General features: G+C 68.3%; 24 protein-coding genes and 1 tRNA gene. 18 read left to right on the top strand and 7 right to left on the bottom strand.

What is annotated here, in order from left to right; genetic code table 11:
- Nucleotides 1-10: 10 nt before the first annotated feature.
- From OJF58_RS25990 to OJF58_RS25980, 3 genes are all read right to left on the bottom strand, one after another.
- Nucleotides 11-808, bottom strand: a complete 798-nt coding sequence (locus tag OJF58_RS25990) for a response regulator transcription factor (protein ID WP_300780778.1) — start codon at nt 806-808, stop codon at nt 11-13.
- A 199-nt stretch (nt 809-1,007) separates the two neighbouring features.
- Nucleotides 1,008-1,484, bottom strand: coding sequence for a thioredoxin-dependent thiol peroxidase (gene bcp, locus OJF58_RS25985; protein ID WP_300780776.1), 477 nt, complete (start codon nt 1,482-1,484; stop codon nt 1,008-1,010).
- Nucleotides 1,481-4,435, bottom strand: a complete 2,955-nt coding sequence (locus tag OJF58_RS25980) for a bifunctional [glutamine synthetase] adenylyltransferase/[glutamine synthetase]-adenylyl-L-tyrosine phosphorylase (protein ID WP_300780775.1) — start codon at nt 4,433-4,435, stop codon at nt 1,481-1,483. Before OJF58_RS25980 ends, bcp begins: the two co-directional genes overlap by 4 nt.
- A gap of 91 nt (nt 4,436-4,526) precedes the next feature.
- Between OJF58_RS25980 and OJF58_RS25975 the strand changes: the two genes are divergently transcribed.
- Nucleotides 4,527-7,658 (top strand): DUF3971 domain-containing protein, encoded by a 3,132-nt coding sequence (locus tag OJF58_RS25975; protein WP_300780774.1) that lies wholly within the window; start codon nt 4,527-4,529, stop codon nt 7,656-7,658.
- On the opposite strand, the gene tyrS is transcribed toward OJF58_RS25975, so the two are convergent.
- Entirely contained in the window at nt 7,655-8,908 is a 1,254-nt protein-coding gene (gene tyrS / locus OJF58_RS25970; protein ID WP_300780772.1) for a tyrosine--tRNA ligase, read from the bottom strand. The two genes, OJF58_RS25975 and tyrS, sit on opposite strands and share 4 nt — an antisense overlap.
- An 82-nt stretch (nt 8,909-8,990) precedes the next feature.
- Here tyrS and OJF58_RS25965 point away from each other — a divergent pair, with 82 nt between their 5' ends.
- Nucleotides 8,991-10,073, top strand: a complete 1,083-nt coding sequence (locus tag OJF58_RS25965) for an anhydro-N-acetylmuramic acid kinase (RefSeq protein ID WP_300780771.1) — start codon at nt 8,991-8,993, stop codon at nt 10,071-10,073.
- 11 nt (nt 10,074-10,084) lie between these two features.
- Here the strand turns inward: OJF58_RS25965 and OJF58_RS25960 are convergent, their stop codons facing one another.
- A complete protein-coding gene (locus OJF58_RS25960; protein ID WP_300780769.1) occupies nt 10,085-10,759 on the bottom strand; it encodes an alpha/beta hydrolase in 675 nt (224 codons plus the stop codon).
- 244 nt (nt 10,760-11,003) lie between these two features.
- Between OJF58_RS25960 and OJF58_RS25955 the strand changes: the two genes are divergently transcribed.
- The 14 genes from OJF58_RS25955 (at nt 11,004) to OJF58_RS25890 (ending at nt 21,403) form a co-directional block, all read left to right on the top strand.
- Nucleotides 11,004-11,477 carry an Rrf2 family transcriptional regulator gene (locus tag OJF58_RS25955; protein ID WP_300780768.1) on the top strand — a complete coding sequence of 158 codons (474 nt, stop codon included), beginning with the start codon at nt 11,004-11,006 and terminating at the stop codon, nt 11,475-11,477.
- Nucleotides 11,478-11,484: 7 nt separating this feature from the next.
- Nucleotides 11,485-12,606 (top strand): cysteine desulfurase family protein, encoded by a 1,122-nt coding sequence (locus tag OJF58_RS25950; RefSeq protein WP_300780766.1) that lies wholly within the window; start codon nt 11,485-11,487, stop codon nt 12,604-12,606.
- Nucleotides 12,607-12,624: 18 nt separating this feature from the next.
- The gene (locus tag OJF58_RS25945; protein WP_300780765.1) at nt 12,625-13,863 is read left to right on the top strand and encodes an IscS subfamily cysteine desulfurase; all 1,239 of its coding nucleotides are present in this window, start codon (nt 12,625-12,627) and stop codon (nt 13,861-13,863) included.
- Nucleotides 13,864-13,893: 30 nt separating this feature from the next.
- Entirely contained in the window at nt 13,894-14,325 is a 432-nt protein-coding gene (gene iscU / locus OJF58_RS25940; RefSeq protein ID WP_300780763.1) for a Fe-S cluster assembly scaffold IscU, read from the top strand.
- Nucleotides 14,326-14,361: 36 nt separating this feature from the next.
- Nucleotides 14,362-14,757 carry an iron-sulfur cluster assembly accessory protein gene (locus OJF58_RS25935; protein WP_300780762.1) on the top strand — a complete coding sequence of 132 codons (396 nt, stop codon included), beginning with the start codon at nt 14,362-14,364 and terminating at the stop codon, nt 14,755-14,757.
- Between the two features lie 20 nt (nt 14,758-14,777).
- The gene (gene hscB, locus OJF58_RS25930) at nt 14,778-15,290 is read left to right on the top strand and encodes a Fe-S protein assembly co-chaperone HscB (RefSeq protein ID WP_300780761.1); all 513 of its coding nucleotides are present in this window, start codon (nt 14,778-14,780) and stop codon (nt 15,288-15,290) included.
- Nucleotides 15,287-17,182, top strand: coding sequence for a Fe-S protein assembly chaperone HscA (gene hscA / locus OJF58_RS25925; protein WP_300780760.1), 1,896 nt, complete (start codon nt 15,287-15,289; stop codon nt 17,180-17,182). Before hscB ends, hscA begins: the two co-directional genes overlap by 4 nt.
- Nucleotides 17,183-17,195: 13 nt before the next feature.
- Entirely contained in the window at nt 17,196-17,531 is a 336-nt protein-coding gene (locus OJF58_RS25920) for a ferredoxin family 2Fe-2S iron-sulfur cluster binding protein (RefSeq protein ID WP_300780759.1), read from the top strand.
- Between the two features lie 9 nt (nt 17,532-17,540).
- On the top strand, nt 17,541-17,747 hold the full coding sequence (iscX, locus tag OJF58_RS25915) for a Fe-S cluster assembly protein IscX (RefSeq protein ID WP_300780758.1): 207 nt from the start codon (nt 17,541-17,543) through the stop codon (nt 17,745-17,747).
- A gap of 55 nt (nt 17,748-17,802) precedes the next feature.
- Complete coding sequence (locus OJF58_RS25910; protein WP_300780757.1) at nt 17,803-18,456, top strand: hypothetical protein; 654 nt, start codon at nt 17,803-17,805, stop codon at nt 18,454-18,456.
- A 42-nt stretch (nt 18,457-18,498) separates the two neighbouring features.
- Nucleotides 18,499-18,996 carry a glycine zipper domain-containing protein gene (locus OJF58_RS25905; protein ID WP_300785420.1) on the top strand — a complete coding sequence of 166 codons (498 nt, stop codon included), beginning with the start codon at nt 18,499-18,501 and terminating at the stop codon, nt 18,994-18,996.
- Nucleotides 18,997-19,040: 44 nt separating this feature from the next.
- Entirely contained in the window at nt 19,041-20,171 is a 1,131-nt protein-coding gene (gene mnmA / locus OJF58_RS25900; RefSeq protein ID WP_300780756.1) for a tRNA 2-thiouridine(34) synthase MnmA, read from the top strand.
- Between the two features lie 62 nt (nt 20,172-20,233).
- Nucleotides 20,234-20,310: transfer RNA gene (locus OJF58_RS25895), tRNA-Met, on the top strand.
- Nucleotides 20,311-20,380: 70 nt separating this feature from the next.
- Entirely contained in the window at nt 20,381-21,403 is a 1,023-nt protein-coding gene (locus OJF58_RS25890) for an NAD(P)/FAD-dependent oxidoreductase (protein ID WP_300780755.1), read from the top strand.
- A 3-nt stretch (nt 21,404-21,406) separates the two neighbouring features.
- On the opposite strand, the gene OJF58_RS25885 is transcribed toward OJF58_RS25890, so the two are convergent.
- Together OJF58_RS25885 and OJF58_RS25880 are read right to left on the bottom strand one after the other, a co-directional pair.
- The gene (locus tag OJF58_RS25885) at nt 21,407-21,883 is read right to left on the bottom strand and encodes a PaaI family thioesterase (protein ID WP_300780754.1); all 477 of its coding nucleotides are present in this window, start codon (nt 21,881-21,883) and stop codon (nt 21,407-21,409) included.
- A 16-nt stretch (nt 21,884-21,899) separates the two neighbouring features.
- Entirely contained in the window at nt 21,900-22,832 is a 933-nt protein-coding gene (locus OJF58_RS25880) for an IclR family transcriptional regulator (protein ID WP_300780753.1), read from the bottom strand.
- Nucleotides 22,833-23,098: 266 nt separating this feature from the next.
- Between OJF58_RS25880 and OJF58_RS25875 the strand changes: the two genes are divergently transcribed.
- The gene (locus OJF58_RS25875) at nt 23,099-23,353 is read left to right on the top strand and encodes an exodeoxyribonuclease VII small subunit (protein WP_300780752.1); all 255 of its coding nucleotides are present in this window, start codon (nt 23,099-23,101) and stop codon (nt 23,351-23,353) included.
- A 17-nt stretch (nt 23,354-23,370) separates the two neighbouring features.
- The gene (locus OJF58_RS25870) at nt 23,371-24,279 is read left to right on the top strand and encodes a polyprenyl synthetase family protein (RefSeq protein ID WP_300780751.1); all 909 of its coding nucleotides are present in this window, start codon (nt 23,371-23,373) and stop codon (nt 24,277-24,279) included.
- Nucleotides 24,280-24,306: the final 27 nt, after the last annotated feature.

The following is a 24,306-nucleotide window of genomic DNA, read 5'->3' as shown; positions in this document are numbered from 1 at the left end:
CCGATACCCGCTAGGCGGCGGCCACCTTGCGCTCGCCGCCCCAGCGGTAGCCGAACGAGGGATAATTCTCGATCTCGGCGAAGGTCGGATCGATCACGCGGAACTTGTTGCGGATCCGCTTGATGGTCGATCGCACGTTGGTGCGATAGCCATGCTCGCCGCTGCCGGCGATGAAGCCCACGTGATGCATGCAGTCGTACACCGCGCGATAGCTCACGTGATCGCCGACCCGCGAGGCGAGCAGGCGCACGACGTTGAACTCCGTCAGCGTCAGATTGACGTCGGTGCCGTCCCAGAAGGCGCGGCTGATGCGCGGCTTCAATTGCAGCTTGCCGCAGTGCATCGTCTCGTCGACCGCGAGCTCCGCCGGCCGCTTGGACGACTCGACGATCAGGCGCACGCGTCGCGCCAGGATCGGCATGCCGCGCGCCTTGTCGACGAAGTCGAGCGCACCATGGTCCAGTGCGGCGCTTTCGAGGTGCGGCGTCGAGCGGCCGGTCAGGAACACCACGGGAAGCCGCACGCCCTGGCGACGCAGCCGCGGCACCAGCTCGATGCCGGTCATTTCCGGCATGTTCCAGTCCAGCACGATCACGTCGGCCGAGACGCCTTCGCCGACCGCCGCCAGCAGCGCCGCGCCGTCGCGATAGCTCGTGACCGCGAAACCCAGATCCTCGAGCTCGGCCGATGCCGCCTCGCGGAAGTCGTCGTCGTCATCGACGAAGATCAGACGGATTTGATTGCTGGTATTCCCCGAAACGGACCCAAATGTTTTCGCAGGCCCCACCTGGCCCGATATCTGCAACATTATTTTCCCTCCACAATCTTGTGGAGAGGCCCCCCAAATACCCCCTTTGGAGTTCCCTCCACACACCCAGGGGGAACATATGCCAGATGCCCTGTGATCTAGAAGAGCCCGCAAAGGCTACCGCAAATTGGTCACAACCTTAGCGGGCTTGCCCGATCTGGTCTCGCAGAACACGTGACGAAGCCGCACTCGGCAGCGATCAAAGAGCCCGCAGCGCCTCCTGCACCGCGTCGACATGGCCCGCAACCTTGACCTTGCGCCAGACCTTGCGCACGACGCCGTCCTTGTCGATCAGGAAGGTCGCGCGATCGATGCCCATGTACTTGCGGCCGTACAGGCTCTTCTCGATCCAGGTGCCGTACTTCTCGCAGATCTTGCCGTCCTCGTCGGACACCAGCGGAAAGGGCAGGTCGTACTTCGCCTTGAACTTGTCGTGGCGAGCGACGCTGTCCTTGCTCACGCCCACCACCTGCGCCTTGAGCTTCCTGAAATCCGGCGCGGCGTCGCGAAAGCCGCAGGCCTCGGCCGTGCAGCCCGGCGTGTCGTCCTTCGGATAGAAGTAGAGCACCACCGGCTTGCCGCGCAATCCGGAAAGCTCGAGCTTGCCGCCGCCATCGGTCGGCGCCGTGAAGTCGGGGGCCTTCCTCCCCTCCATCCTGTCGTCGCTGGCACTCATGTGTCGTTCCTCCGCTCCCGCCGCGGCAGCCATCCGGCCGACCGCGCCGGCTCCTCGATCAGGCGGCGGTATATAGCATGCGCCGCCGCGGTTTCGTCGGCGATGCGCGCGGCGAGTTCGTCGAGACCGGCGGCGCCCTCGGTCTCGGCGATGAGTCGACGCTGTTCCTCCGGGGCTTTCGCTTCGTCGAAGGTCGCCTCGTCACCGTTGAGCGTCAGGCGCAGCAGGCTTTGCACGTCGGAGAGAAGCTGCCGCACGGCGCGGAGCCGTTCGGCATCCTCATGATCGAGGAAGCCCGCCCGCGCCGCCAGTCGCAGCATCTCGGCGGGATGGGGATCGAGAATGTCCGGTCGCGTCGCGGCGTGACGAAGGGCGAGATACTGGGCGACGAAGTCGATGTCGAACAGGCCGCCGGGAAGATGCTTGAAGTCCCAGGCGGTCTTGGGCGGCGCATGCTGCGCGATGCGATCGCGCATGTCGGCCACGTCCCGCACCAGGCCGACGGGATCGCGCTCGCGGCCGAGGGTCGTCCTAACGATGTCCGCCAGGCGCTCGGCGAGGGCGGCCGGGCCGTGGATCACGCGCGCCCGCGTCAGCGCAAGGTGCTCCCACGTCCACGCCGATTGGGCATGATAGCTCTCGAAGCCTTCGAGCGAGTTGGCGAGCGGGCCCGCGTGCCCCGACGGCCGCAGGCGCATGTCGACCTCGTAGAGCGCGCCCTCGTTGGTGAGCGCCGTGAGCGCGGTCACGATCCTGGCGCTGAGGCGCGTGTAGTACTGGATGGGCGGCAGCGGCTGGACGCCATCCGATGCCTCGAGATCGGCGGGGACGTCGTAGACGAAGATCAGGTCGAGATCCGAGGTGGCCGACATCTCGCGGCTGCCGAGCTTGCCGAGGCCGAGAACGGCCAGGCGCCGGCCGCGAAAGCCGCCATGGACCTCGGCGAAGCTCCGCTCGACGCGATCGCAGAGCGCGGAAATGGTGGCCTCGGCGATGTCGGAATAGGCGACGCCGGCCTGCGCCGGACGCACGATGCGCTTGAGCTGCTGCACGCCGACCTGGAAGCGTCGGTCGTTGGCCCAGCGCCGCGCGACATCGAGGATGTCCTGCTCGGTCTCGACGGCCGTGAGCGCGGCGGTAAGTTCCGCGGTCATGACCGGCGCCGGCGGCAGCGGCGTGTAGAAGCTGCCGGAGAGGACCGAATCGAGGAGGAGGGTGCGGCGCGCCAGATGGGCGGCAAGGCCGGGCGCGCTGCCCATGATCGTCGCCACCAGCTCGAGCAGCGCCGGGTTCGACTTGAAGAGCGAGAAGAGCTGCACCCCCGCCGGCAGGTTGGCGAGGAAGAAGTCGAGGTTGAGCAGAGCCTGGTCCGGCGCCGCGCTGGTGCCCAGCGCCTCGAGCAGCGCCGGCATCAGCTCGGTGAGCAACTCGCGCGCCCGCGCCGAGCGGGTGGCGCGATAGCGGCCATGGTGCCAGCGCCGCACGATGCCGGCGGCAGCCGACGGGTCGCGAAAGCCGAGGGCGCGCAGCGTGTCCAGCGTGCCCGGATCGTCCTCGATGCCGGTGAAGACGAGATTGCCGCCGGGACCGGCCAGACTCGGCGCTTCCTCGAAGAGCCGCGCATAGTGGCTTTCCACCGAGCGCAGCCGCGCCAGGAGCTCGCGCTCGAAAGCCGCGCGATCTGCATAGCCCAGAAACGTGGCGATCGCCGACAGCCCGGCCTCGTCGGCCGGCAGACTGTGGGTCTGTCGGTCATCGACCATCTGCAGCCGATGCTCGACCCGGCGCAGGAAGCGATAGGCTTCGGTCAGTTCGTCGGCCACCGTCGAAGTGATGTGGCCCGCCATGGCAAGCGCCCTCAGCGTGTCGCAGGTGCCGCGCAGGCGCAGCGCCGGATTGCGGCCGCCGAAGATGAGCTGCTGGGTCTGGGCGAAGAACTCGATCTCGCGAATGCCGCCCCGGCCGAGCTTCACGTTGTGGCCGGGGACGCCCACCGTGCCGCCGCCGCGATGGGCGTCGATCTGCCGCTTGATCGAATGGATATCGTGGATCGCCGCGAAGTCGAGATGACGGCGCCAGATATAGGGCCGCAGCTCGGCCAGGAACGCCTCGCCGACCGTCCGGTTGCCGGCGACGGGATGCGCCTTGATCATCGCCGCGCGCTCCCAGTTCTGGCCGACGCTTTCGTAGTAGAGCTCGGCGGCCTGGACCGACATCGCGAGCGGCGTCGAGCCGGGATCGGGCCTGAGCCGCAGGTCGGTGCGGAAGATGTAGCCGTCGGCGGAGGTCTCCGACAGGAGCTGCACGAGGAGCCGGGCGGCGCGCACGAACTGCTGCGGCACGTGCTCGTCGCCGGCGAGCGCCGGCGCCTCGCGGTCGTACAGCAGGATCAGGTCGATGTCGCTCGAGTAGTTGAGCTCGCCGGCGCCCAGCTTGCCCATGCCGAGCGCGGTGAAGGCGGCGGCATCGGGATCGCCGTCGATGGCAAGCTGGCTGTTGCGGCCGAGCTGCAGCAGGATCGCATCGACCAGGGCGTCGAGCGCGCCGCCCGCGAAGGCGCTGAGGGTGCCCGTGATTCTCTCGAGCGGCCACACGCCGGCGATATCGGCAGCCGCCACCGCGAGCGCCACCTGCCTCTTCAGGCGCCGCAAGGCCTGGGCGACCTCGCCGGGGTCGGCGCCGTCGCGCGCACGGCTGCGCAGCGAGGCGAGTGCGTCGTTCAACGCCGCGCAGGCCGCATCGGGTCCGTGACGCCATAGATCGGCCATGAAGGCCGGGTCCTTTAGGGCCGTCTCGGTGAGATAGGGGCTGTTGCCGAACAGCGCCTCGAGGAGCCCGACGGCGGCGGCATCTTCGGGTCTTTCGGCCGCCTCGTCCCACCGCATCCAGGCGACGGCGAGTCGATCTGCGTGATGCGGGCGTGGCAGGCGGGCGGTCGAAAGCCAAGACATCGGATGGAGCGGCAGCTAGATTGTCGACAACACCGGCACGCTTGCCCGGCCTTGCCGTCATCGTCAAGAACGCTAGAGAAGCGGAAGAGCTTTGGTCGGAAAAGTATATCGCGGAATCGGACGCATCGTTGGCTACGGCGCGGCGATCCTGGCAGCCCTGGTGCTCGGCGTTTGCCTGCGGCTCCTCTTCTTCGGGCCGGTCGATCTCGACTTCCTGCGCTCGCCGCTTTCGCAGGAGATCGCCACGTCGGGCGGCCGGATGGCCGTCGCCGCCGATCACATCCACGCCGAATGGGGCGGCGTGACGCGGCCGATGCGGCTGGTATTCAGCGGCCTGCATGTCGTCGACGAGAACAAGCGGACGGTCGCGACGGCGCCGAGCGTGGCGCTGTCCTTCGAGCCGCAGAGCGTGCTCAAGGCGCGGTTCCTGCCGACCTCCATCGTCGTCGATCGGCCGACACTCAATGCCGATATCGACCGCAAGGGCGGCATGCTGCAGCGCGTGCTGGCGGAATCGGGTTCGTCCTCGCAGACGAGCGTCGTCGATCTCCTGATCGGGCAGCTTCTGGCCGAACCCAATCACGACACGCTGCTCGGCCAGCTCGATACCGTCGTCGTGCAGCATGCTCGTGTCGCGTTGCGCGACGTGCCGAGCGGCGTCGTGTGGAAGGCCGACGATGCGCAGGCGCGGCTGAAGCGGGACGAAAGCGGCATCGCCATCGCGGCGGACGGACGCTTCGACAACGGCAGCGGCCCGGTCGAGGTGGCGCTGTCCGGCAAGTATGGCCGCGATCGCAGCCGGATTTCCCTGGAAGCGAAGATCGACGGCCTCAAGCCGGCGATGCTGGCGAGCCTTTCGCCCGATGCGGCGCTGCTGCGCGGCGTCGACGTTCCTTTGTCCGGCCGGATGCGCATCGAGGCGGCCGGCAACGGCGACATCCAGAGCATCGCGGTCGAGGTGACCGGCGGCGCCGGGACGCTCACCTTGCCAGGCATCCTGCCGGTCGCGCACGAGGTCCGCTCCGTCGATGCCGCCGCCTCGGTCGATGCGGCTTCCCATACCGTCAGGATCGATCATGTCCGGATCGGCCTCGGCGCGGCCGAGTTGTCGCTGGCCGGCTCCGGCATGCGCACCGGGCAGGGCCAGACCTTCTCCGGCCGGGCCGAGGTCCGCGGCATCCCGGTGGACAGGCTGGCCGACTACTGGCCTTTGGAATTCGCCGAGGGCGGACGGCGATGGGCCATCGCCAATCTCAGCAAGGGCACGCTCGACGTCACCGCCGACTTCGGTCTCAGCATGCCGGGCGACGATCTCTCGCGCCTCGAGGCCGACCGGATGGTGGCGTCCCTCGACTATCGCGGCATGCGGGTGCACTACATGCCGCATATGCCGGAGATCGAGGGAGTGACCGGCACGGCGCGATACGAGAACGGCACGCTCCATTTCGACGTGGCACACGGATCGGGAGTGGGGCTGTCGATCGACGGGACGACGATCGATCTCCTCGATCTCGAGTCGCAGCCGCCGCAGACGGCGAAGCTGCGCATCCCGATCACCGGCCCGGCATCGGCCGCCATCGCGCTCCTGTCACGCCGCCAGCTCGGCCTGCCGAAGGACGTGCTCTACGATCCGCGGCGCGTGGGTGGCGACGTGTCGGTCGATCTCGCGCTCTCCTTTCCGCTGCTGAACGCCATCACGGTGGCCGACCTCGACATTCGGGCCGAGGCGGAACTGTCGCGCTTCTCGCTGCAGGACGCCGTCGGCAGCGTCGATCTCGCCGATGCGACCGGCCGCGTTCTCTACGAGAACTCGCAGCTCGATGTCGCCGGGGCCGGCAAGCTCGACGGGTCTCCGGTCGACATCGTGTGGCGCGAGCGGTTCGGTTCCAAGGTGCCCTTCCGCCGGCGCTACGAGCTCAAGGGAACGATACCGGCCGCTCTGGTCGGCCAGGCCGGATTTCCCTCGCTCGAGCCCTACCTCACGGGCCCGATCGGCATCACGAGCCTTGCCTATCAGGTCGCCGCCAACGGCACGAGCGAGCTGCAGGGGCGCTTCGATCTCAAGCGCGCGCAGGCGTCGGTGCCGCAGCTCGGCTGGAGCAAGGAGGCGGGGGCCGACGGTCGCGTCGATCTCGGCCTGAAATTCCTGGCAGGCGGCAAGCTGGCTTCGGCCGAGTTCGATGGCGGCGCGGCGGATCTGGCGGCCAAGGGTGCGGTGCGGCTCAACGGCGAGGACTCCATCCAGCAGGTGACGTTCAGCAAGCTGGCGCTTGGCCGGACGGACGTCGCCCTGGACTGGCGCCGCCGCGTCGGCGGCGTCGACATCGACCTGCGCGGACGGTCGATCGAGCTGGGGCGGGTGCGGCAGGCGCTGAAGACACGTGACGAGAGCGCCAAGGCGCCCGGCGGCGCGGCGCAGAAGGCGCAATCCAGCACGCGCGTGACGGTCGGCCTCGACCAGGTGCTGGTGCAGCGCGGTTCCCTGGGAGCGCTCGCGGGCCGGTTCGAGATGGCGGGAGATCGCATCGTCTCAGCCGACTTGCGGCTCGGCGCCGGACGCGGCACGACCTTTCAGGTCCGGCCCGCGGCCGCCGCGCGAACGGTCGCGCTTCATGTGGCAGACTTCGGCCAGCTCCTGCACGAGGCCGGCTGGCTCGACGGCCTTGCCGGCGGGGCCCTCGATTTCGGCGGCCGCTTCGACGACGGCTCTGCCGGCGCGCCGCTCACCGGCACATTGACGCTCGGCCCCTATCGGCTGCACAAGACGACGCCGCGCAACGGCGTCGATACGCTCAATTCGACGATCGACGGCTTGAGCCGCGCCGGCAACGCGCTGCAGCAGTTCGACGGGCTGGAAGCGCAGATCGTCAAGACCGGCGATCGCGTCGAGATCAAGGGAGGGCGCACCAGCGGCAGGTCGATTGGCCTCACGACGGCCGGCTGGCTCGATCTTGCCGCCGACACGGCGCGGCTGCGCGGCGTCGTCGTGCCCGCCTTCGCGCTCAACAACCTCTTGTCGAACGTGCCGCTGCTTGGGCCGCTGCTCACCGGCGGCAAGGACGCCGGCCTGTTCGCCATCGCCTATCGCCTCGAAGGTCCGTTCGACGATCTCAAGTCGGACATCAACATGATGTCGGCGATCACGCCGGGCGCCTTGCGCGAGCTGTTCATTCGCCGTGACGACACGCCGTCGTTGACCACGCCCGCGAAGCCCGCGCCTTAGCCGGCGCGCACCAGCACGTGCCGCTTGCGGCCGGCGGATAGCTTCAGCGTGCCGGCCCCGTCGAGATCGCTTTCCCCGATCAGCGCAATGTCCGACGCGATGGGCGCGTCGTTCAACCGCGCGCCGCCGCCCTTGATGAGCTTGCGCGCCGCGTTGCGGCTCTCCGCCAGCCCCGCCTCGTGCAGGAGCTCGAAGGCTGCGATGCCGGCGGCGAGCCGGGCGCGCGCGACATCGACGGTCGGCAGCGTGTCGGCCCTGACGCCTTCCTCGAAGGTGCGCCGCGCCGTCTCGGCCGCCTGCTCGGCCGCGGCGGTGCCGTGCGCCAGCCGCGTGACCTCGGTCGCCAGGATCTTCTTGGCCTCGTTGATCTCCTGGCCCCCGAGCGCCTCCAGGCGCGCGACCTCGCCGAGCGGCAACTCGGTGAACAGCCTGAGGAAGCGGCCGACGTCGGCATCCTCGCTGTTGCGCCAGTATTGCCAGAAGTCGTACGGGTTCAGCCGGTCGGGATTGAGCCAGACCGCCCCCGCCGCGGTCTTGCCCATCTTGGCACCGGAGGCCGTCGCGAGCAGCGGCGATGTGAGCGCGAACAGCTCGGCGTTGGCCATGCGGCGGCCGAGATCGGCGCCCATGACGATGTTGCCCCACTGGTCGGAGCCGCCCATCTGCAGGATGCAGTTGTGGCGCCTGAACAGCTCCACGAAATCGTAGGACTGCAGGATCATGTAGTTGAACTCGAGGAAGGAGAGCGGCTGGTCGCGCTCCAGCCGCAGCTTCACCGAGTCCATGGTGAGCATGCGATTGACCGAGAAATGCCGGCCGACGTCGCGCAGCAGCGGGATGTAGAGCAGCGTGTCGAGCCAGTCGGCGTTGTTGGCCATCAGCGCGTCGGTCGGGCCGTCGCCGAAGGCGAGGTAGTTCGCGAAGCTCCTGCGGATGCTCGCCATGTTGGCGTCGATCTGCTCGACCGTGAGAAGCTGGCGCGTCTCGTCGCGGCCCGACGGGTCGCCGACCTTGGTCGTGCCGCCGCCCATCAATGCGATCGGCTTGTGCCCGCATTTCTGCCACCAGCGCAGCAGCATGATCTGCAGCAGGTGGCCGACATGCAGCGAGTCCGCGGTGCAGTCGAAGCCGATATAGGCGGTGCGGATGCCGCTCGCGAGAAGCTCGTCCAGGCGGGCGGCGTCGCTGCACTGATGCACCATCCCGCGCTCGTGCACGATCCGCATGAAATCCGACTTGAAGCCCGCCACCATCTCTCCGCCCGGCGATTTGTCCGTGAAGGGCGGGCGGTGTAACACGGGCCGGCCAGTCCCTCAACGGAACGCATACCGGATGTCTGCGCCTGTGTTGCGCGCCCTCGGCCTCATGAGCGGAACGTCGGTCGATGGTATCGACGTGGCTGTGATCGAGACCGACGGCGAGCAGATCGCCTCGGTCGGCCCCAGCGCCACTATTGCCTATCCGGACGAGACCCGGCGGCTCATCCGGGCGGCGTTCGGCATGGAGACCGCCAACGACGCGACGCGCGCGGCCGAACGGGCGGTCACCGACGCCCATATCGAGGCGGTGCGGCGTGCCGCGGAAACGCACCGCATCGCGCTCCCGTCGCTCGGGGTCGTGGGATTTCACGGGCAGACGATCACGCACCGGCCCGAGAAGCAGTTCACCTGGCAAATAGGCGATGGCGCGGCGCTGGCGAAGGCGCTGGGCGTGAAAGTGGTGAATGATCTGCGCCAGGCGGATGTGGCCGCGGGCGGGCAGGGGGCGCCGCTCGTGCCCGTCTACCATGCCGCCCTCGCGCGCGACCTTCGCCGGCCGCTGGCCGTGGTGAATGTCGGCGGCGTCGCCAACGTCACCTGGGTGGGGGCCGACGGGACACTGCTCGCTTTCGATACCGGCCCCGGCAACGCCCCGATCGACGACTGGTGCGTGCGGCGGGCCGGCGCCCGCTTCGACCGGGACGGCGCGCTGGCCGCCGCAGGCAAGGTCGATCGCGCGCGGCTCGAGCGTTTCAGCGAGCATCGCTTCTTCAGCCGCAGGCCGCCGAAGTCCCTCGATCGCGGCGACTTCAACGACTCGTGGGCCGATGGGCTCGGTGTCGCCGACGGAGCGGCCACGCTCACCCGCGGCACGGCGCGCGGGATCGCGCTCGCAGCCCGTCATTTTCCGCAGCCCGTCACCCAGTGGATCATCTCGGGCGGCGGCGCCCGCAATCCGACGCTGCTGCGGGCGATCGCGGAAGAGACGCAGGGCCGGGTCCTTGCCGCCGACTCGCTGGGCTGGGATGGCGATGCGATCGAGGCGCAGGCCTTCGGCTTCCTGGCCGTGCGCTCGCTGCGCGGCCTGCCGCTCACCTTTCCGACGACGACCGGGGTGGCGAAGCCGCAGACGGGCGGCCGCCTGCACCTGCCGTAGCTTGTCGCCGGCTACGGTTCCTTGTTCGATGTTGCCCGGCCGGGCGGGTTGATCAGGCACCGGGCGACATACTTGTCGACCTCGACCGCGAGCTTGTCGAGCGAGTCGTGGAAGAAGTGGTTGGCGCCCTTGATGGTGCGCGATTCCACCGTGATGCCCTTTTGCAGCGACAGCCGCGCCACCAGCTTCTGGATGTCGGCCACAGGCACCACCTCGTCCCTTTCGGCGCCCACGATCAGGCCCGAGGACGGGCAGGGGGCGAGGAAGCTGAAATCGTAGGAATTGGCCGGCGGCGCGACCGATATGAAGCAGTCGATCTCCGGCCGGCGCATCAGGAGCTGCATGCCGATCCACGCCCCGAACGAATAGCCGGCGATCCAGCAGGACTTGGCGTCGGCGTTCATCGTCTGCAGCCAGTCCAGCGCCGCCGCGGCGTCGCTCAGCTCGCCCATGCCGTTGTCGAAGCGGCCCTGGCTGCGCCCCACGCCGCGCGTGTTGAAGCGCAGGACCGAGAAGCCACGATTCACGAACACGTGGAACAGCGAGAAGACCACCTTGTGGTTCATCGTGCCGCCATATTGGGGATGAGGATGGAGGATCAGCGCGATCGGCGCATGCTCCTCCTTGCTCTGATGATAGCGGCCCTCGAGGCGACCTTCCGGGCCGGTAAACATCACGTCAGGCATGGAGACTCCGGTTCTTCGTCATTATTGGCCGCCTACGGCCGCCGGTGGTGGCCGACAGCAGCATTCTGCAGGATTACTTGATACTTGACCAACCTAGTCGGGTTTACTAAACCCAACAAACGTAGTTGGTTTTTCGAGGCTCCTGTGTTTCGGGGGGCTGGAATATCGTAGCAACGCCTTGGTTTTCAAGACCTTTAGGCGTTCGGAAGCGACAGCCGGGTCAGTCCGGCGCGAGGAGGATGCTGTGAAGCTCAGCACCAAGGGTCGTTATGCCGTGATGGCGATGGTCGATCTGGCCCGTCATGCACAGTCCAAGCCCGTGTCGCTGTCGGACATCGCGGCACGACAGGAAATTTCTCTGTCCTATCTCGAGCAGCTTTTTGCCCGCCTGCGGCGCGCCGAGCTGGTGAAGAGCGTGCGCGGGCCGGGCGGCGGCTATCGCCTGGCGCGGGCCTCCAGCGAGACCCGGGTGTCGGAGATCATCCTTGCGGTCGACGAGCCGATCTCGGCGACGCGCTGCACGGAAATGGGCGCGCCGGGATGCCGGACCGACCGCAGCAAGTGCCTGACCCACGATCTGTGGGAGGAGCTGGGCAATCAGATTCACATGTTCCTGGCCTCGGTCACGCTGTCGGACGTGCTCGAGCGGAGGATCACGCCGCGCCTGGCCGAGGCGCCGCCGCCCGCCAACAACGATTCGATGGCGGCGGCCGGCTGATTTTCCGATGAGCGCTCGGTCGGTATATCTCGATCACAACGCCACCAGCCCGCTGCGGCCGGTGGCGCTCGACGCCATGATCGAGGCGTTGCGGCTGGGCGGCAATCCGTCGTCGGTCCATCGGGCCGGACGCGCCGCGCGCGCCCGCATCGAGGCGGCACGCCGCAGCGTGGCGGTTCTGGCCGGCGCGCTGCCGTCCGAGGTCGTCTTCACATCGGGCGGCACGGAAGCGAACAACATGGCGCTGGCCGGTGCCGGGCGGGCACGGATCCTGGTCTCCGCCGTCGAGCACGACAGCGTGCTGAAGGCTGCTCCCGATGCCGGGATCGTTCCGGTCGATCGTCGGGGCGTCGTCGATCTGGCACTTCTCGAGCGCCTGCTCGGCGGGACCGCTTCGCCGGCGCTCGTCTCGGTGATGTTCGCCAACAACGAGACGGGCGTGCTGCAGCCGATCGCCGAGGTCGTGCGTCTCGCCCGGTCGGCCGGCGCTCTCGTGCACTGCGACGCGGTCCAGGGCGCGGGCAAGGCAGCGGTCGATTTCCACGGGCTGGGCGTCGACTATCTCAGCCTTTCGGCGCACAAGCTCGGCGGGCCCGCAGGCGTGGGCGCGCTGATCGTGCGCGACGGCGCGCCCCTGCAGCCGGACCGGCGGGGCGGCGGGCAGGAGCGCTATCGGCGCGCCGGCACGGAGAATGTGGCGGGGATCGCCGGTTTTGGAGCGGCTGCCGAAGCGGCACTTTCCGGACTGGACGTGACCGGGCTGCGGGATCGGCTGGAAGCCGAGATCGGGCGGATCGCGCCGGGTGCCGCTGTGTACGGTGCGGATGCGCCGCGGGTCGGCAATACAAGCTGCCTGTCCATGCCGGGTGTGAAGGCCGAGACCCAGGTCATGGCGCTGGATCTGGCGGGCATCTGCGTCTCGGCAGGCGCGGCCTGCTCTTCCGGCAAGGTCGGACGGTCGGCCGTGCTGGAGGCCATGGGCGTGCCTGCAGCCGAGGCGGCCACCGCCATCCGCATCAGCCTCGGCTGGAATACGACTCCCGGGGATATCGAACGCTTGATCGCCGCCTGGCGGGACCTATATGTCCGAGTAGCGCACTCGGATATCTCCCGGGCCCAGGCTGCGTAGGGATTTCAAGGGGTTAGCATGAACGCTTTCGCACAGATCCGGCGCAACGATCAGCCGATCTACCTCGACTATCAGGCCACCACGCCGCTCGATCCGCGCGTCCTCGAAGCCATGATGCCGTACTTCACCTACAAGTTCGGCAATGCCCATTCGCGCAGCCATGCCTACGGCTGGGAGGCCGAGGAGGCCGTCGAGAAGGCGCGGGCGCAGGTCGCGAAGCTGATCGGCGCCGACGAGAAGGAGATCATCTACACCTCGGGCGCCACCGAATCGAACAACCTCGCGATCAAGGGCGTTGCCGAGTTCTACAAGGATCGGCGCAACCATATCGTGACCACGGTGACGGAGCACAAATGCGTGCTCGACACCTGCCGCCATCTCGAGCAGCAGGGCTTCGCGGTCACCTATCTGCCGGTGCGGAAGAACGGCCTGGTCGATCTCGAGACGCTTCGCGCGGCGGTGACCGACAAGACGGTCGTCGTGTCGGTGATGGCCGTGAACAACGAGATCGGCGTCATCCAGCCGCTGGCCGAGATCGGCAAGATCTGCCGCGAGAAGGGCGCGTTCTTCCATACCGATGCCGCGCAGGCGGCGGGCAAGATCCCGCTCGACGTCAACGCCATGAACATCGACCTGATGAGCATCTCGGGCCACAAGATCTACGGACCCAAGGGCATCGGTGCGCTCTATGTCCGTCGCAGGCCGCGCGTGCGGCTGGTCGCCCTGATCAACGGCGGCGGCCAGGAGCGCGGCTTCCGCTCCGGCACGCTGCCGACGCCGCTGTGCGTGGGTCTCGGCGAGGCCGCCGAGATCTGCATGAAGGAGATGGACGCCGAGGCCAGGCGGCTCACGAAGCTGCGCGACCGCATGCTGAAAGGGCTGCAGGCCAGGCTGCCGGAAATCTACGTGAACGGCGACCTCGACCAGCGCATTCCGGGCAATCTCAACATCAGCTTCGCCTATGTCGAGGGCGAGTCGCTGATGATGGGAATCAAGGGGCTGTCGGTCTCGTCCGGATCGGCCTGCACGTCGGCCTCGCTGGAGCCGAGCTACGTGCTGCGCGCGCTCGGCGTCGACGAGGAACTGGCGCATACGTCGCTGCGCATCGGCCTCGGCCGGTTCACGACCGAGCAGGAAGTGGACACGGCGGTCGACGAGCTGGTGCGCCACGTCACCAAGTTGCGGCAGATGAGCCCGCTCTGGGAAATGGCCCAGGAGGGCATCGACCTGAAGTCCATCGAATGGGCGGCGCACTAGCGTCGCCGGAAGAGCTCTGAGGAGAATGTCATGGCCTACAGCGAGAAGCTGATCGATCACTACGAGAACCCGCGCAACATCGGGTCGCTCGACAAGAATTCCGAGGATGTCGGCACCGGTCTGGTGGGTGCCCCGGCCTGCGGCGACGTGATGAAGCTGCAGATCAGGGTCGGCGCCGACGGCCTGATCGAGGATGCCAAGTTCAAGACGTTCGGCTGCGGCTCGGCGATCGCCTCCTCCTCGCTCGTCACCGAATGGGTGAAGGGCAAGACGATCGACGAGGCCGAGACGATCAAGAACACCGACATCGCCAAGCACCTGGCGCTGCCGCCGGTGAAGATTCACTGCTCGGTCCTGGCCGAGGATGCGATCAAGGCCGCCATCGCCGACTATCGCGCCAAGACCGCGAAGAAGGCGGAGCCTGCGACGCAGGACGAGACGGTGACCGTCGCCGCCAAGTAACGGCCAGGTGATGATATCGAGTTCGGAGCAGAGTTCATGAGCACGCCGATCGTCACGGATGCCCCCAAGCCTGCCGTAGCGCCGAGGCCGCGCCGTCCGCGCCCGCAGGTGATGACGGTGACGCCGGCTGCGGCCGAGCGGGTGAAGGCGCTGATCGAAGGCCGCGGCAAGCCGACCGCCGGCATCCGCATCGGTGTGCGCAGCAAGGGGTGCTCCGGTCTCTCCTACACGCTGGAATTCGCCGACAAGCAGGAGCCGATGGACGAGGTGGTCGACACGGCGGGGATCAAGCTCCTGATCGATCCCAAGGCCTCGCTGTTCGTGATCGGCACCGAGATGGACTATACGGAAGAGAAGCTGAAGTCGGGCTTCGTGTTCAGGAATCCGAACGAGAAGGGGCGCTGCGGCTGCGGTGAGTCCTTTCACGTCTGACAGACCGAAGCGTCGGGATCATGGATCATTTCGCGCGGCTGGGAATGCCGGCGGCGCTCGATTTGGAGGCCGCCGAGCTCGACAAGGCCTACTTCGCCCGACAGCGCCAGTGGCATCCCGACCGCTTCGTCGCCAGACCGCCTGAGGAGAAGGCGCGGGCATCCGCCGAGGCGGCGGCGCTGAACGACGCCTACCGCACGCTGAAGGACCCGCTGAGCCGCGCGATCTATCTCGCGGGCCTCAAGGGGGTCGAGCTCCCGGGTGACGGCAAGACCATCGACGATCCCGAGCTTCTCATGGAGGCCATGGAGGCGCGCGAGGCGTTGCAGGAGGCGGACACGATCGAGGCCGTCGAGGCGTTGGCCGGGAAGGCGCGCGGCGACATGGCGAATGCGCTGTCGGCCCTCTCCGGTTTGTTCTCGCGGGACGACAGGGGCGCTCTCAGAAAAGCGCTCCTTCGCCTGCGCTATCTCGACAAGTTCGCCGAGGAAGCGCGGGCGCGACGGACCAATCTCGAACGAGCGAAGGCATGACCCTGCTTGAGATCCACGAACCGGGCGAGACGCCCCTGCCACATGCCGGCGAGGGCACGCTGGCGGTCGGCATCGATCTCGGCACGACCAATTCCGTGGTGGCGATCGCACGCGACGGCAAGCCCGCCGCCCTGCACGACGAGACGGGCCGGTCGCTGGTGCCGTCGGTGGTGGGCTACCCGCAGTCGGGCGGCGTCGTGGTGGGCGATCGGGCGCGCGTGCTGATGGCGCAGGAGCCCCGTAATGTGGTGGCATCGGTGAAGCGCCTCATGGGACGAGGTGCGGCCGATCTCCACGCGGTGGCCGGCGTGCTGCCCTACGAGATCGAGCCGGGCAGCGGCGAGACGGACATGGTGAAGCTGCGCATCGCCGGCAAGCCCCGTTCGCCGGTCGAGATCTCGGCCGAGATCCTGAAGGCTTTGCGTCAACGCGCCGAGGCGGCGCTCGACAAGCCCGTGGAGCGCGCGGTCATCACCGTGCCGGCTTACTTCGACGATGCCGCGCGCACGGCCACGCGCGACGCCGCGCGCGTCGCCGGGCTCGAGGTGCTCCGGCTGGTCAACGAGCCCACCGCGGCGGCCCTGGCCTACGGTCTCGACAAGGGATCGGAGGGGCTCTACGCGGTCTACGACCTCGGCGGGGGCACTTTCGACTTCTCGCTGCTGCGGCTGGAGAAGGGCGTGTTCCAGGTCCTCGCGACCGGCGGCGACACGGCGCTGGGCGGCGACGATTTCGATCGCGCGCTGGCCGAGCGCATGCTGGCCGAGCGCAAGCGCGACGGCATCGCCGAGCAGATCGACGAGGGCGCGGTGAAGACGGCGCTCGCGCTCGCGCGGCAGATGAAGGAGCAGTTGTCCGAGCGCGACAGGACCTCGGGGCGCCTGGAACTGGGCGGCGTGCCATCCTTCCATGCGATCACCCGCGCCGAGTTCGACGCCATGATCGACGGCCTTGTCCGCCGCACCATCGAGATCGCGCGGCACGTGCTGGCCGATGCCGCGATGGCGGCCGGCGAGATCCACGGCGTCGTGCTGGTCGGCGGCTCGACGAGGGTGCCGCTGGTGCGCCGCCGCGTTGCCGAGATGACCGGCAAGCCGCCGCTCGTCGACATCGATCCCGACGAGGTCGTGGCGCTGGGCGCGGCCCTGCAGGCCGAGGCGCTGACCGGCGGCTCCGATACGCTGCTGCTCGACGTCACGCCGCTCTCGCTGGGGCTGGAGACGATGGGCGGGCTCGTCGAGAAGGTCGTGCCGCGCAACACGCCGATCCCGGTGCAGCTCGCGCAGGAGTTCACCACCTATCAGGACGGCCAGACGGCGATGGCGATCCATGTCGTGCAGGGCGAGCGCGAGATGGTCGCCGATTGCCGCAGCCTCGCCCGCTTCGAGCTGATCGGCATCCCGCCCATGACCGCGGGCGCTGCGCGCATCCGCGTGACCTTCGCCGTCGATGCCGACGGTCTGCTCACCGTGTCGGCGCAGGAGCGCACCACGGGCGTGGCGCAGCGCATCGAGGTGAAGCCGTCCTACGGCCTCAGCCACGAGGACATGGCCGACATGCTCTACGACAGCCTCGAGCATGCCGAGGAGGACATGACGCAGCGTCTGCTGACGGAGGCGCGGATCGAAGCCCGGCGGAACCTGCTGGCGCTCGAAGGCGCGCTCGCCAGGGATGGCAATCTGCTCTCGGACGAGGAGCGCGGTGTGCTCGACGAGGCGCGCCGCCGCCTCGAGACGGCGATGGCCGGGGAGGATCGCGAGGAGATCAATGCCGCGGCGGAGGCTCTCGAGGCGCTTGCCAAGCCGTTCGCCGAACGGCGCATGGATCGCGGCATCCGCGAGGCGCTGTCGGGGCTGTCGATGAGCGACCTGGAACGCCGGGTCGGAGAGTGACGAGGTCGTTTCGATGCCGAAGATGACGTTCATTCTGAAGGACGGGACGCGCAAGGAGGTGGATGCCCCGATCGGCCTGTCGGTGCTCGAGATCGCCCATCGCAACGGTGTCGATATCGAGGGGGCCTGCGAAGGCTCGCTCGCCTGCTCGACGTGTCATGTCGTCGTCGAACCGCAATGGTTCGCCAAGCTTTCGCCGGCGAGCGAGGACGAGGAGGACATGCTGGACCTCGCTTTCGGGCTGACCCATACGTCGCGCCTCGGCTGCCAGATCCGCATGAGCGAAGCGCTCGACGGGCTGGTCGTGAAACTGCCCGCGGCGACCCGCAACATGATGGTCGACAAGTAGGGGGAGGCAATGGCCCGGAAGCTGCGCTGGACCGACGTTCAAGATATCGCGATAGAGCTTGAGGAACGCCATCCCGACGCCGACAATGTCAATCTGCGATTCACCGATTTGCACCGCTGGGTGATGGAATTGCCGGACTTCGACGACGACGCGGGGCGCTCCAACGAGAAGATCCTCGAAGCGATCCAGGCCGCCTGGATCGAAGAGAGAGGCTGACGGACTGCCCCAAATCGGTCTCAATTCCTTCCGTACAGTGGTGCTGGAGGGGACTATGAGGGGCAACAGCTTGCTGAGATCGGCGCTGCCACTCGTGATGGCAGCAGGCCTTGCGGCGTGCGCATCCAACGGCGTCCAGCCCGGCATTGTCAGCCGATCCGGCCCGTCGCCGGGCTATCCCGGCGCAAGCCAGACCTACGTGCCCAATCCCGGCTATGGCTCCAACCAGGGCTATGTTCAGAACGCGTCGGCGACCGGCGGGCCGATGTCGGGGCCGACATATGCCGGCTCGCAGCCGCAGGCGGCCGCGATCGGCGAGAGGGGCCGCGTCGTGTCGATCAACGAGGTCGGTCTTCGCGGCTCGGGAGGACGGTCGGGCAACGGTGCCATGCTCGGTGGTCTGCTGGGCGGCGCGGGCGGCGCGACGATCGGGGCGGTCACCGGCCATACGCTGGGCAGCGGCATCGTGGGCGGCCTGCTCGGCGCCATCGGCGGCGCGATCGTGGGCACGATCTTCGACAGCCATCACGGCGGCGGCGCCTATGGCGGCCAGGGAATCGAGGTGACGGTGCAGAGGGACGACGGCCAGAAGGTCACGGTCGCGCAGCGTGACGATGGCGATATCCAGCTCGGCGATCGGGTGCAGATCGTCCAGGGCCGCGACGGGGTGCCGAAAGTCGTGCGCGACACTTCGCGTAACACCGACTAGATTTGGGGCGTCCTGTGCCCCAAATCGAAAGAGGATAGAGCGATGTCTGCGAAGTGGCTTCTCGGTTTGCTTCTGCCGTTGGCGCTCGCGACGATGCTCGGAGCCTGTGAGAGCCAGGGCGTGCAACCCGGCGTCGTCCAGAGCGCCGGCGGCTATCGCGGCGAGACCGGCCGGGTCGTCTCGATCCGCGAGGTGCCGTTGCGCGGCCGGTCCGGCCTCAACAACGGCACCATGGTCGGCGGCGGCCTGGGTGCCGCAGGCGGCGCGGCCATCGGCGCCGCCACCACCAACTCGGTCGGCGGCGCCGTCGTCGGTGGCCTCCTGGGCGCGGTCGCGGGCGGCATCGCCGGCACGGCGGTCGACCAGAACAGCGGTTATCGCCGCGGCATCGAGGTCACGGTGCGCAAGGACGACGGCTCGCGCGTGACGATCGCCCAGCCGGACGACGGCGACGTGCAGATGGGCGATCGGGTGGTGATCGTCTACGACCGCAACGGGGTGGCCAAGGCGGTGCGCGACACCAGCTACCGCCGCGACTAGCGGCGCTGGCGGGCCTCGATCCCGGCGCCTATATAGGCCCGGCCATGACCCGCAATTCCCTCGATATCGACAAGGCGCCGGACGAGACCCGCGTGGTCGTCGCCATGTCGGGCGGCGTCGATTCGTCGGTCGTGGCGGCGCTCCTGAAGGAGCAGGGCTACGATGTCGTGGGAATCACGCTGCAGCTCTACGATCACGGCGAAGCGACAGGCAGGACCGGGACCTGCTGCGCCGGGCAGGACATTCGCGACGCCCGCGAGGTGGCCGACCGGCTGGGCATCCCGCACTACGTCCTCGACTACGAGAGCCGCTTCCGCAGCGAGGTGATGGACGCCTTCGCCGACTCCTACGTGCGCGGAGAGACGCCGGTCCCCTGCATCGCCTGCAATCGGACGGTGAAGTTCCGCGATCTGCTCGCGACGGCGCGGGACCTCGGCGCCGATGCGCTGGCGACCGGGCACTATGTCCGTCGCGTGATGGGAAAGGCGGGGCCGGAGCTCCATCGCGGCAGCGATCCCGGGCGCGACCAGAGCTATTTCCTGTTCGGCACCACGGCCGCACAGCTCGACCTCCTGCGCTTCCCTCTGGGCGCTCTGTCCAAGAGCGAGACGCGGGCGCTCGCCGAGCGTTTCGAACTCGCCGTGGCCGACAAGCCCGACAGCCAGGACATCTGCTTCGTGCCGCACGGCGACTATCGCTCAGTGGTGCAGAAGCTGAGGCCCGAGGCGAACGATCCGGGCGAGATCGTCGATATGGCCGGCAAGGTCCTCGGCCGGCACGACGGCGTCATGGGCTTCACGGTCGGCCAGCGCCGCGGCCTGGCGCTGGGCGGGTGCAACGGCACCGACAGCGAGCCGCGCTATGTCGTGAGGCTCGAGCCGGAGACGCGCCGCGTCGTCGTCGGGCCGCGAGAGGCGCTCGGTCGACACGAGATCGATCTCGACGACGTGAACTGGCTCGGCCCGGATCTGCTCGCGCCGCTGCCCGTCCGGGTGCGTGTGCGCTCCTCGCAGGCGCTGCGTGCCGCCGAGGTCTTCCGCAAGGCCGCTTCGCTTGCCGTCCGCTTCGCCGAACCCGAGATCGGCGTTTCGCCAGGCCAGGCTTGCGTCATCTACGACGGTGCGGCCGGCAGCCGCGTCCTGGGCGGCGGCTTCATCCGGCGCTTCGCGGCCTGAAGCTCGACCATCCCCGCTTCCTTGACTCTGCGCGCCGGACCCGCATAAAAGCCCGCACCCATGGCTGGGTAGCTCAGCTGGTTAGAGCACGGCACTCATAATGCCGGGGTCGGCGGTTCAAGTCCGCCCCCAGCTACCAAATTCCAGGCCTCGGTCGATCGTCCGGCCGGGGCCTTTCATTTGTGGCGCGGCTCCGCCACCTTAGGATCATGACCAACGGACACACGCACCAGACCGACGTCGTCATCGTCGGCGCAGGGCCGGTCGGCCTGTTCGCCGTGTTCGAGTGCGGCATGGTGCGGCTCAAGTGCCACGTCGTCGACGTGCTCGACGATGTCGGCGGCCAATGCACGGCGCTCTATCCGGAAAAGCCGATCTACGACATTCCCGGCTTTCCGCGCCTGGAGGCCGCCGAGTTGATCGTGCGGCTGCGCGCGCAGGCCGCGCCCTTCCATCCGGTCTATCATCTCGGCCAGCAGGTCCAGTCGCTGGAGGCGACGACCGGCGGCTTCTGGCGGCTGACCACCTCCAGGGGCACCGTCCTGCAGGCCAGGGCCGTGATCGTGGCGGCGGGCGTCGGCGCCTTCGGACCCAATCGCCCGCCGCTCGACGGCATCGAGACGTTCGAAGGAAAAAGCGTCTTCTACTATGTCACGCAGCGCGAGGCGTTTCGCGGCAAGCGCGTCGTGATCGCGGGCGGCGGCGATAGCGCCGTGGACTGGGCGTTGTCGCTCGGCGAGATCGCGGGGCGCGTGTCGGTGGTCCATCGCCGCGCCAAGTTCCGCGCCGCGCCCGAGAGCGAGGCGAAGCTCAGGGCGCTGGCAAAGGCGGGCAAGGTCGACCTCGTGGTTCCGTATCAGCTTCACAGCCTCGACGGTGCCGACGGCCGGCTCACGGCCGTCAATGTCGCCACGCTCGACGGGATGGAGAAGAAGATCGAGGCGGATATCCTGCTGCCGTTCTTCGGCCTCTCCATGTCGCTCGGACCGATCGCCGACTGGGGCGTGGCGCTCGAGCGCAACCAGATCGTGGTCGATCCGGCGACCGCGGCCACCGACAAGCCCGGCCTTTTCGCCATCGGCGATGTCGTCACCTATCCCGGCAAGCTGAAGCTCATCCTGACCGGCTTCGCCGAGGCGGCCATCGCGGCCCGCTCGGCCTATGCGCTGGTCCATCCCGAGCAGCCGCTGCACTTCGAATATTCGACGACGTCGGGCGTGCCGACGGCCTGACCCTCACTCGGCGGCTTGCCGGTCGAGAAACCGCAGCACGCCGTCGCTGCGCTCGCCCTTGAGATAGCGGAAGGTCCCGGCGCCGGTCGCGATCAGATCGTCGCGCTGGTCGTAGATCTCGGTCTCGGCGGCAAAGGTGCTCTGGCTGGCCGAGGGGCGCCAGGCGCCGAGAATGGCCAGCACGTCGCCGTCGCGCGCGGCCTTGATGAACTGCGTCGTGAAGGCGAGCGTCACCGAAAGCCGCCGCGCGGTCGCCGTTTCGTTGAAGGTGCAGGCAAAGCCGCTGGCCGAGTCGAGCAGCGTCATCAGCACGCCGCCATGCAGCAGGCCGTTGGCGTTGCACAACTCGGGCCGCACCTTGAGCGTCATCTCGACGAAGCCCGGCCGCCAGGCCACGACCTCGTGGCCGATCAGACCGTTGAAGCCGCGGAACTCATAAGGCGCGACCGGCCGAGCGTCGGCCGGTCGTTGGATTGCCATCTGCTTGCCGGCGATATCAGCGGCGCGCCATCGCGGCCATCGGCGGGCGCTGGCCACCCATCATCGGACGCACGGGCGCGGCCGTCATCGGCTGGGTCGCCGCGGGCTGTGCCGCCATGGCGGTACGGATGTCGCGAGCGACCTTCACCAGGCGCGGGCCCCAGTCGGCCTCGAGCCGGTCGCGGCTGATCTGATAGATCGGCGCCGAGGCATTGATGGCGTAGGCGGCCGTGCCGTCGGTGTTGCGCAGCGGTGCACCGACGCCGCAGAGCTCCGGCAGCCAGTCGCCCCAGGTGACGCAGAAGCCGCGGTCGGCCAGCTCCTTGAACGAGCGCTCCATGCCGGTCTTCACTTTGGTCCAGTCGTCGCGCCAGCGGCGGCGGATGGCGTCGATGTGCTTGTTGCGATCGATGTCGGGCAGCGAGAAGAGATAGGCTCGACCCATCGCCGTCGAGGCCATCGGCACGCGCGTGCCGACGTCGTGGGTGATCGCGACGACCGACGGGCCGCGGCAGGCCTCGAGATAGATCATCGAGTGACGGTCGCGGCCGCCCAGCGCGGTCGAGGCGTTGAGGGCGTGCGCGAGCTGCTCGAGCGGGCCGCGCGAGGCGCGGCGGACGTCCATGCTGGAGATCGCCGCGTAGCCGAGGGCCAGCACCGACGCACCGAGCTCATATTTGCGGAAGCGACGAATATAGTTGAGGTAGCCGAGCTCGGTCAGGGTATGGGTGAGCCGGGCCACGGTCGGCTTGGGCAGGCCGGTGCGGTGGGCGATCTCCTGGTTGCCCAGCATGCCCTCGCCGGCGTGGAAGGCGCGGAGGATGTCGAGGCCACGTGCCAAGGCGGTGACGAACTGGCGGTCCTTGGACGGAAGGCCTTCGCCGAGTCCATTCTCGAGGGAACTCTGCAGGGCCGCGGTTCGCGTGACGAGGTGGCTGACATTGCCCATGTGCGTTCTTCTCCTGTGGTGAATGGCCGTTTATTTTCTGTCCGAAAGCTGCCATTCCGTCAGCCTTGCTGCAACGCCGCGAAGCCGATTTTGGCCTGCGAACATGCAAAGCCGCCATGCTGCAATCGCGGGTTTTGGGCCTCAGGGGTTGTCGAACCGGCCGCGACTTCCCTTTTGCCGCTCAATTTGCATGCTTTCCCCACCGCGCCGCTGGCCCCGGCCAGCATCGGCGGCTAGCATGCGCCGCCCACTCTGAGAGAACGAAATTGGCCAAAGAACCGACCTTGCCCAAGGATATCGCGAGCCTGTCCTTCGAGGATGCCCTCAAGGAGCTGGAAGGCATCGTCCAGCAGCTCGAGCGCGGGCAGGTGAAGCTGGACGAGGCCATTTCGGCCTACGAACGTGGCGCCCTGCTGAAGCAGCACTGCGAGCAGAAGCTTGCGGAAGCCAAGATGAAAGTGGAGAAGATCGTCTTCGCCGCGGATGGCTCGGTCAGCAGCCAGCCTGCCGAGCTGACCTGAGGCCGATCCCGCTTCCCATGCCGTTGTCGTCGTATCGCGACTTCAGTGCCGCCCTGGCGTTTGCCGCCGAGTCGGTCGAGCACACCATGGAACGCCTGCTTCCCAAGGGGGAAACCGGCGAAGCCCGCGTGTTCGAGGCGATGCGCTATTCGAGCGTCGGCGGCGGCAAGCGCCTGCGGGCCTTTTTCGTGCTGGCAGGCGCCACGTTGTTCAAGGTCGGCGCGCTCGCCGCGATGCGCACCGCCAGCGCCATCGAGTTCGTGCACGCCTATTCGCTGATCCACGACGATCTGCCCGCCATGGACGACGACGACCTGCGGCGCGGCAAGCCCTCCTGCCACAAGCAGTTCGACGAGGCGACGGCCATCCTTGCCGGCGACGCCCTGCAGGCGCTCGCCTTCGAGGTGCTGGCGCACGAGGACACGCATGGCGATCCGGCGGTGCGGACGGTGTTGGTGGCCGAGCTCGCGAAGGCCGCCGGCGCCCATGGCATGGTCGGCGGCCAGATGCTCGATCTGCTGGCCGAGACGCAGGGACCGGACATGTCGATCGGTGCCATCACGCGCCTGCAGCGGCTCAAGACGGGGGCGCTGATCTCCTTCTCCTGCACCGCCGGCGCGATCCTCGGCAAGGCGGCCGAGCCGTCGCGGCTCGCATTGTCCGCTTATGCACACGACCTCGGCCTCGCGTTTCAGATCGTCGACGACCTGCTCGATGTCGAAGGCAGCGCGGAGGAGATCGGCAAGACGCCCGGCAAGGACCGGGCGGCCGGCAAGGCCACCTTCGTGTCGATTCTCGGCCTCGAACGGGCCCGCGCCCAGGCGATGTTGCTGGCGACCCAGGCGAAGGCACATCTTGAACCCTTCGGCCCTGCCGCGCATTTGCTGAGGCAGGCGGCGGATTTTGTCGTTTCGCGGCGCGCCTGAACGTAGCAGAAGGCTATAGTGAGTTCC

Origin of the sequence: Enhydrobacter sp. (assembly GCF_030246845.1) — a bacterium.
GTDB lineage: Bacteria > Pseudomonadota > Alphaproteobacteria > Reyranellales > Reyranellaceae > Reyranella.
This window is presented reverse-complemented; position numbering and strand designations above follow the sequence as displayed.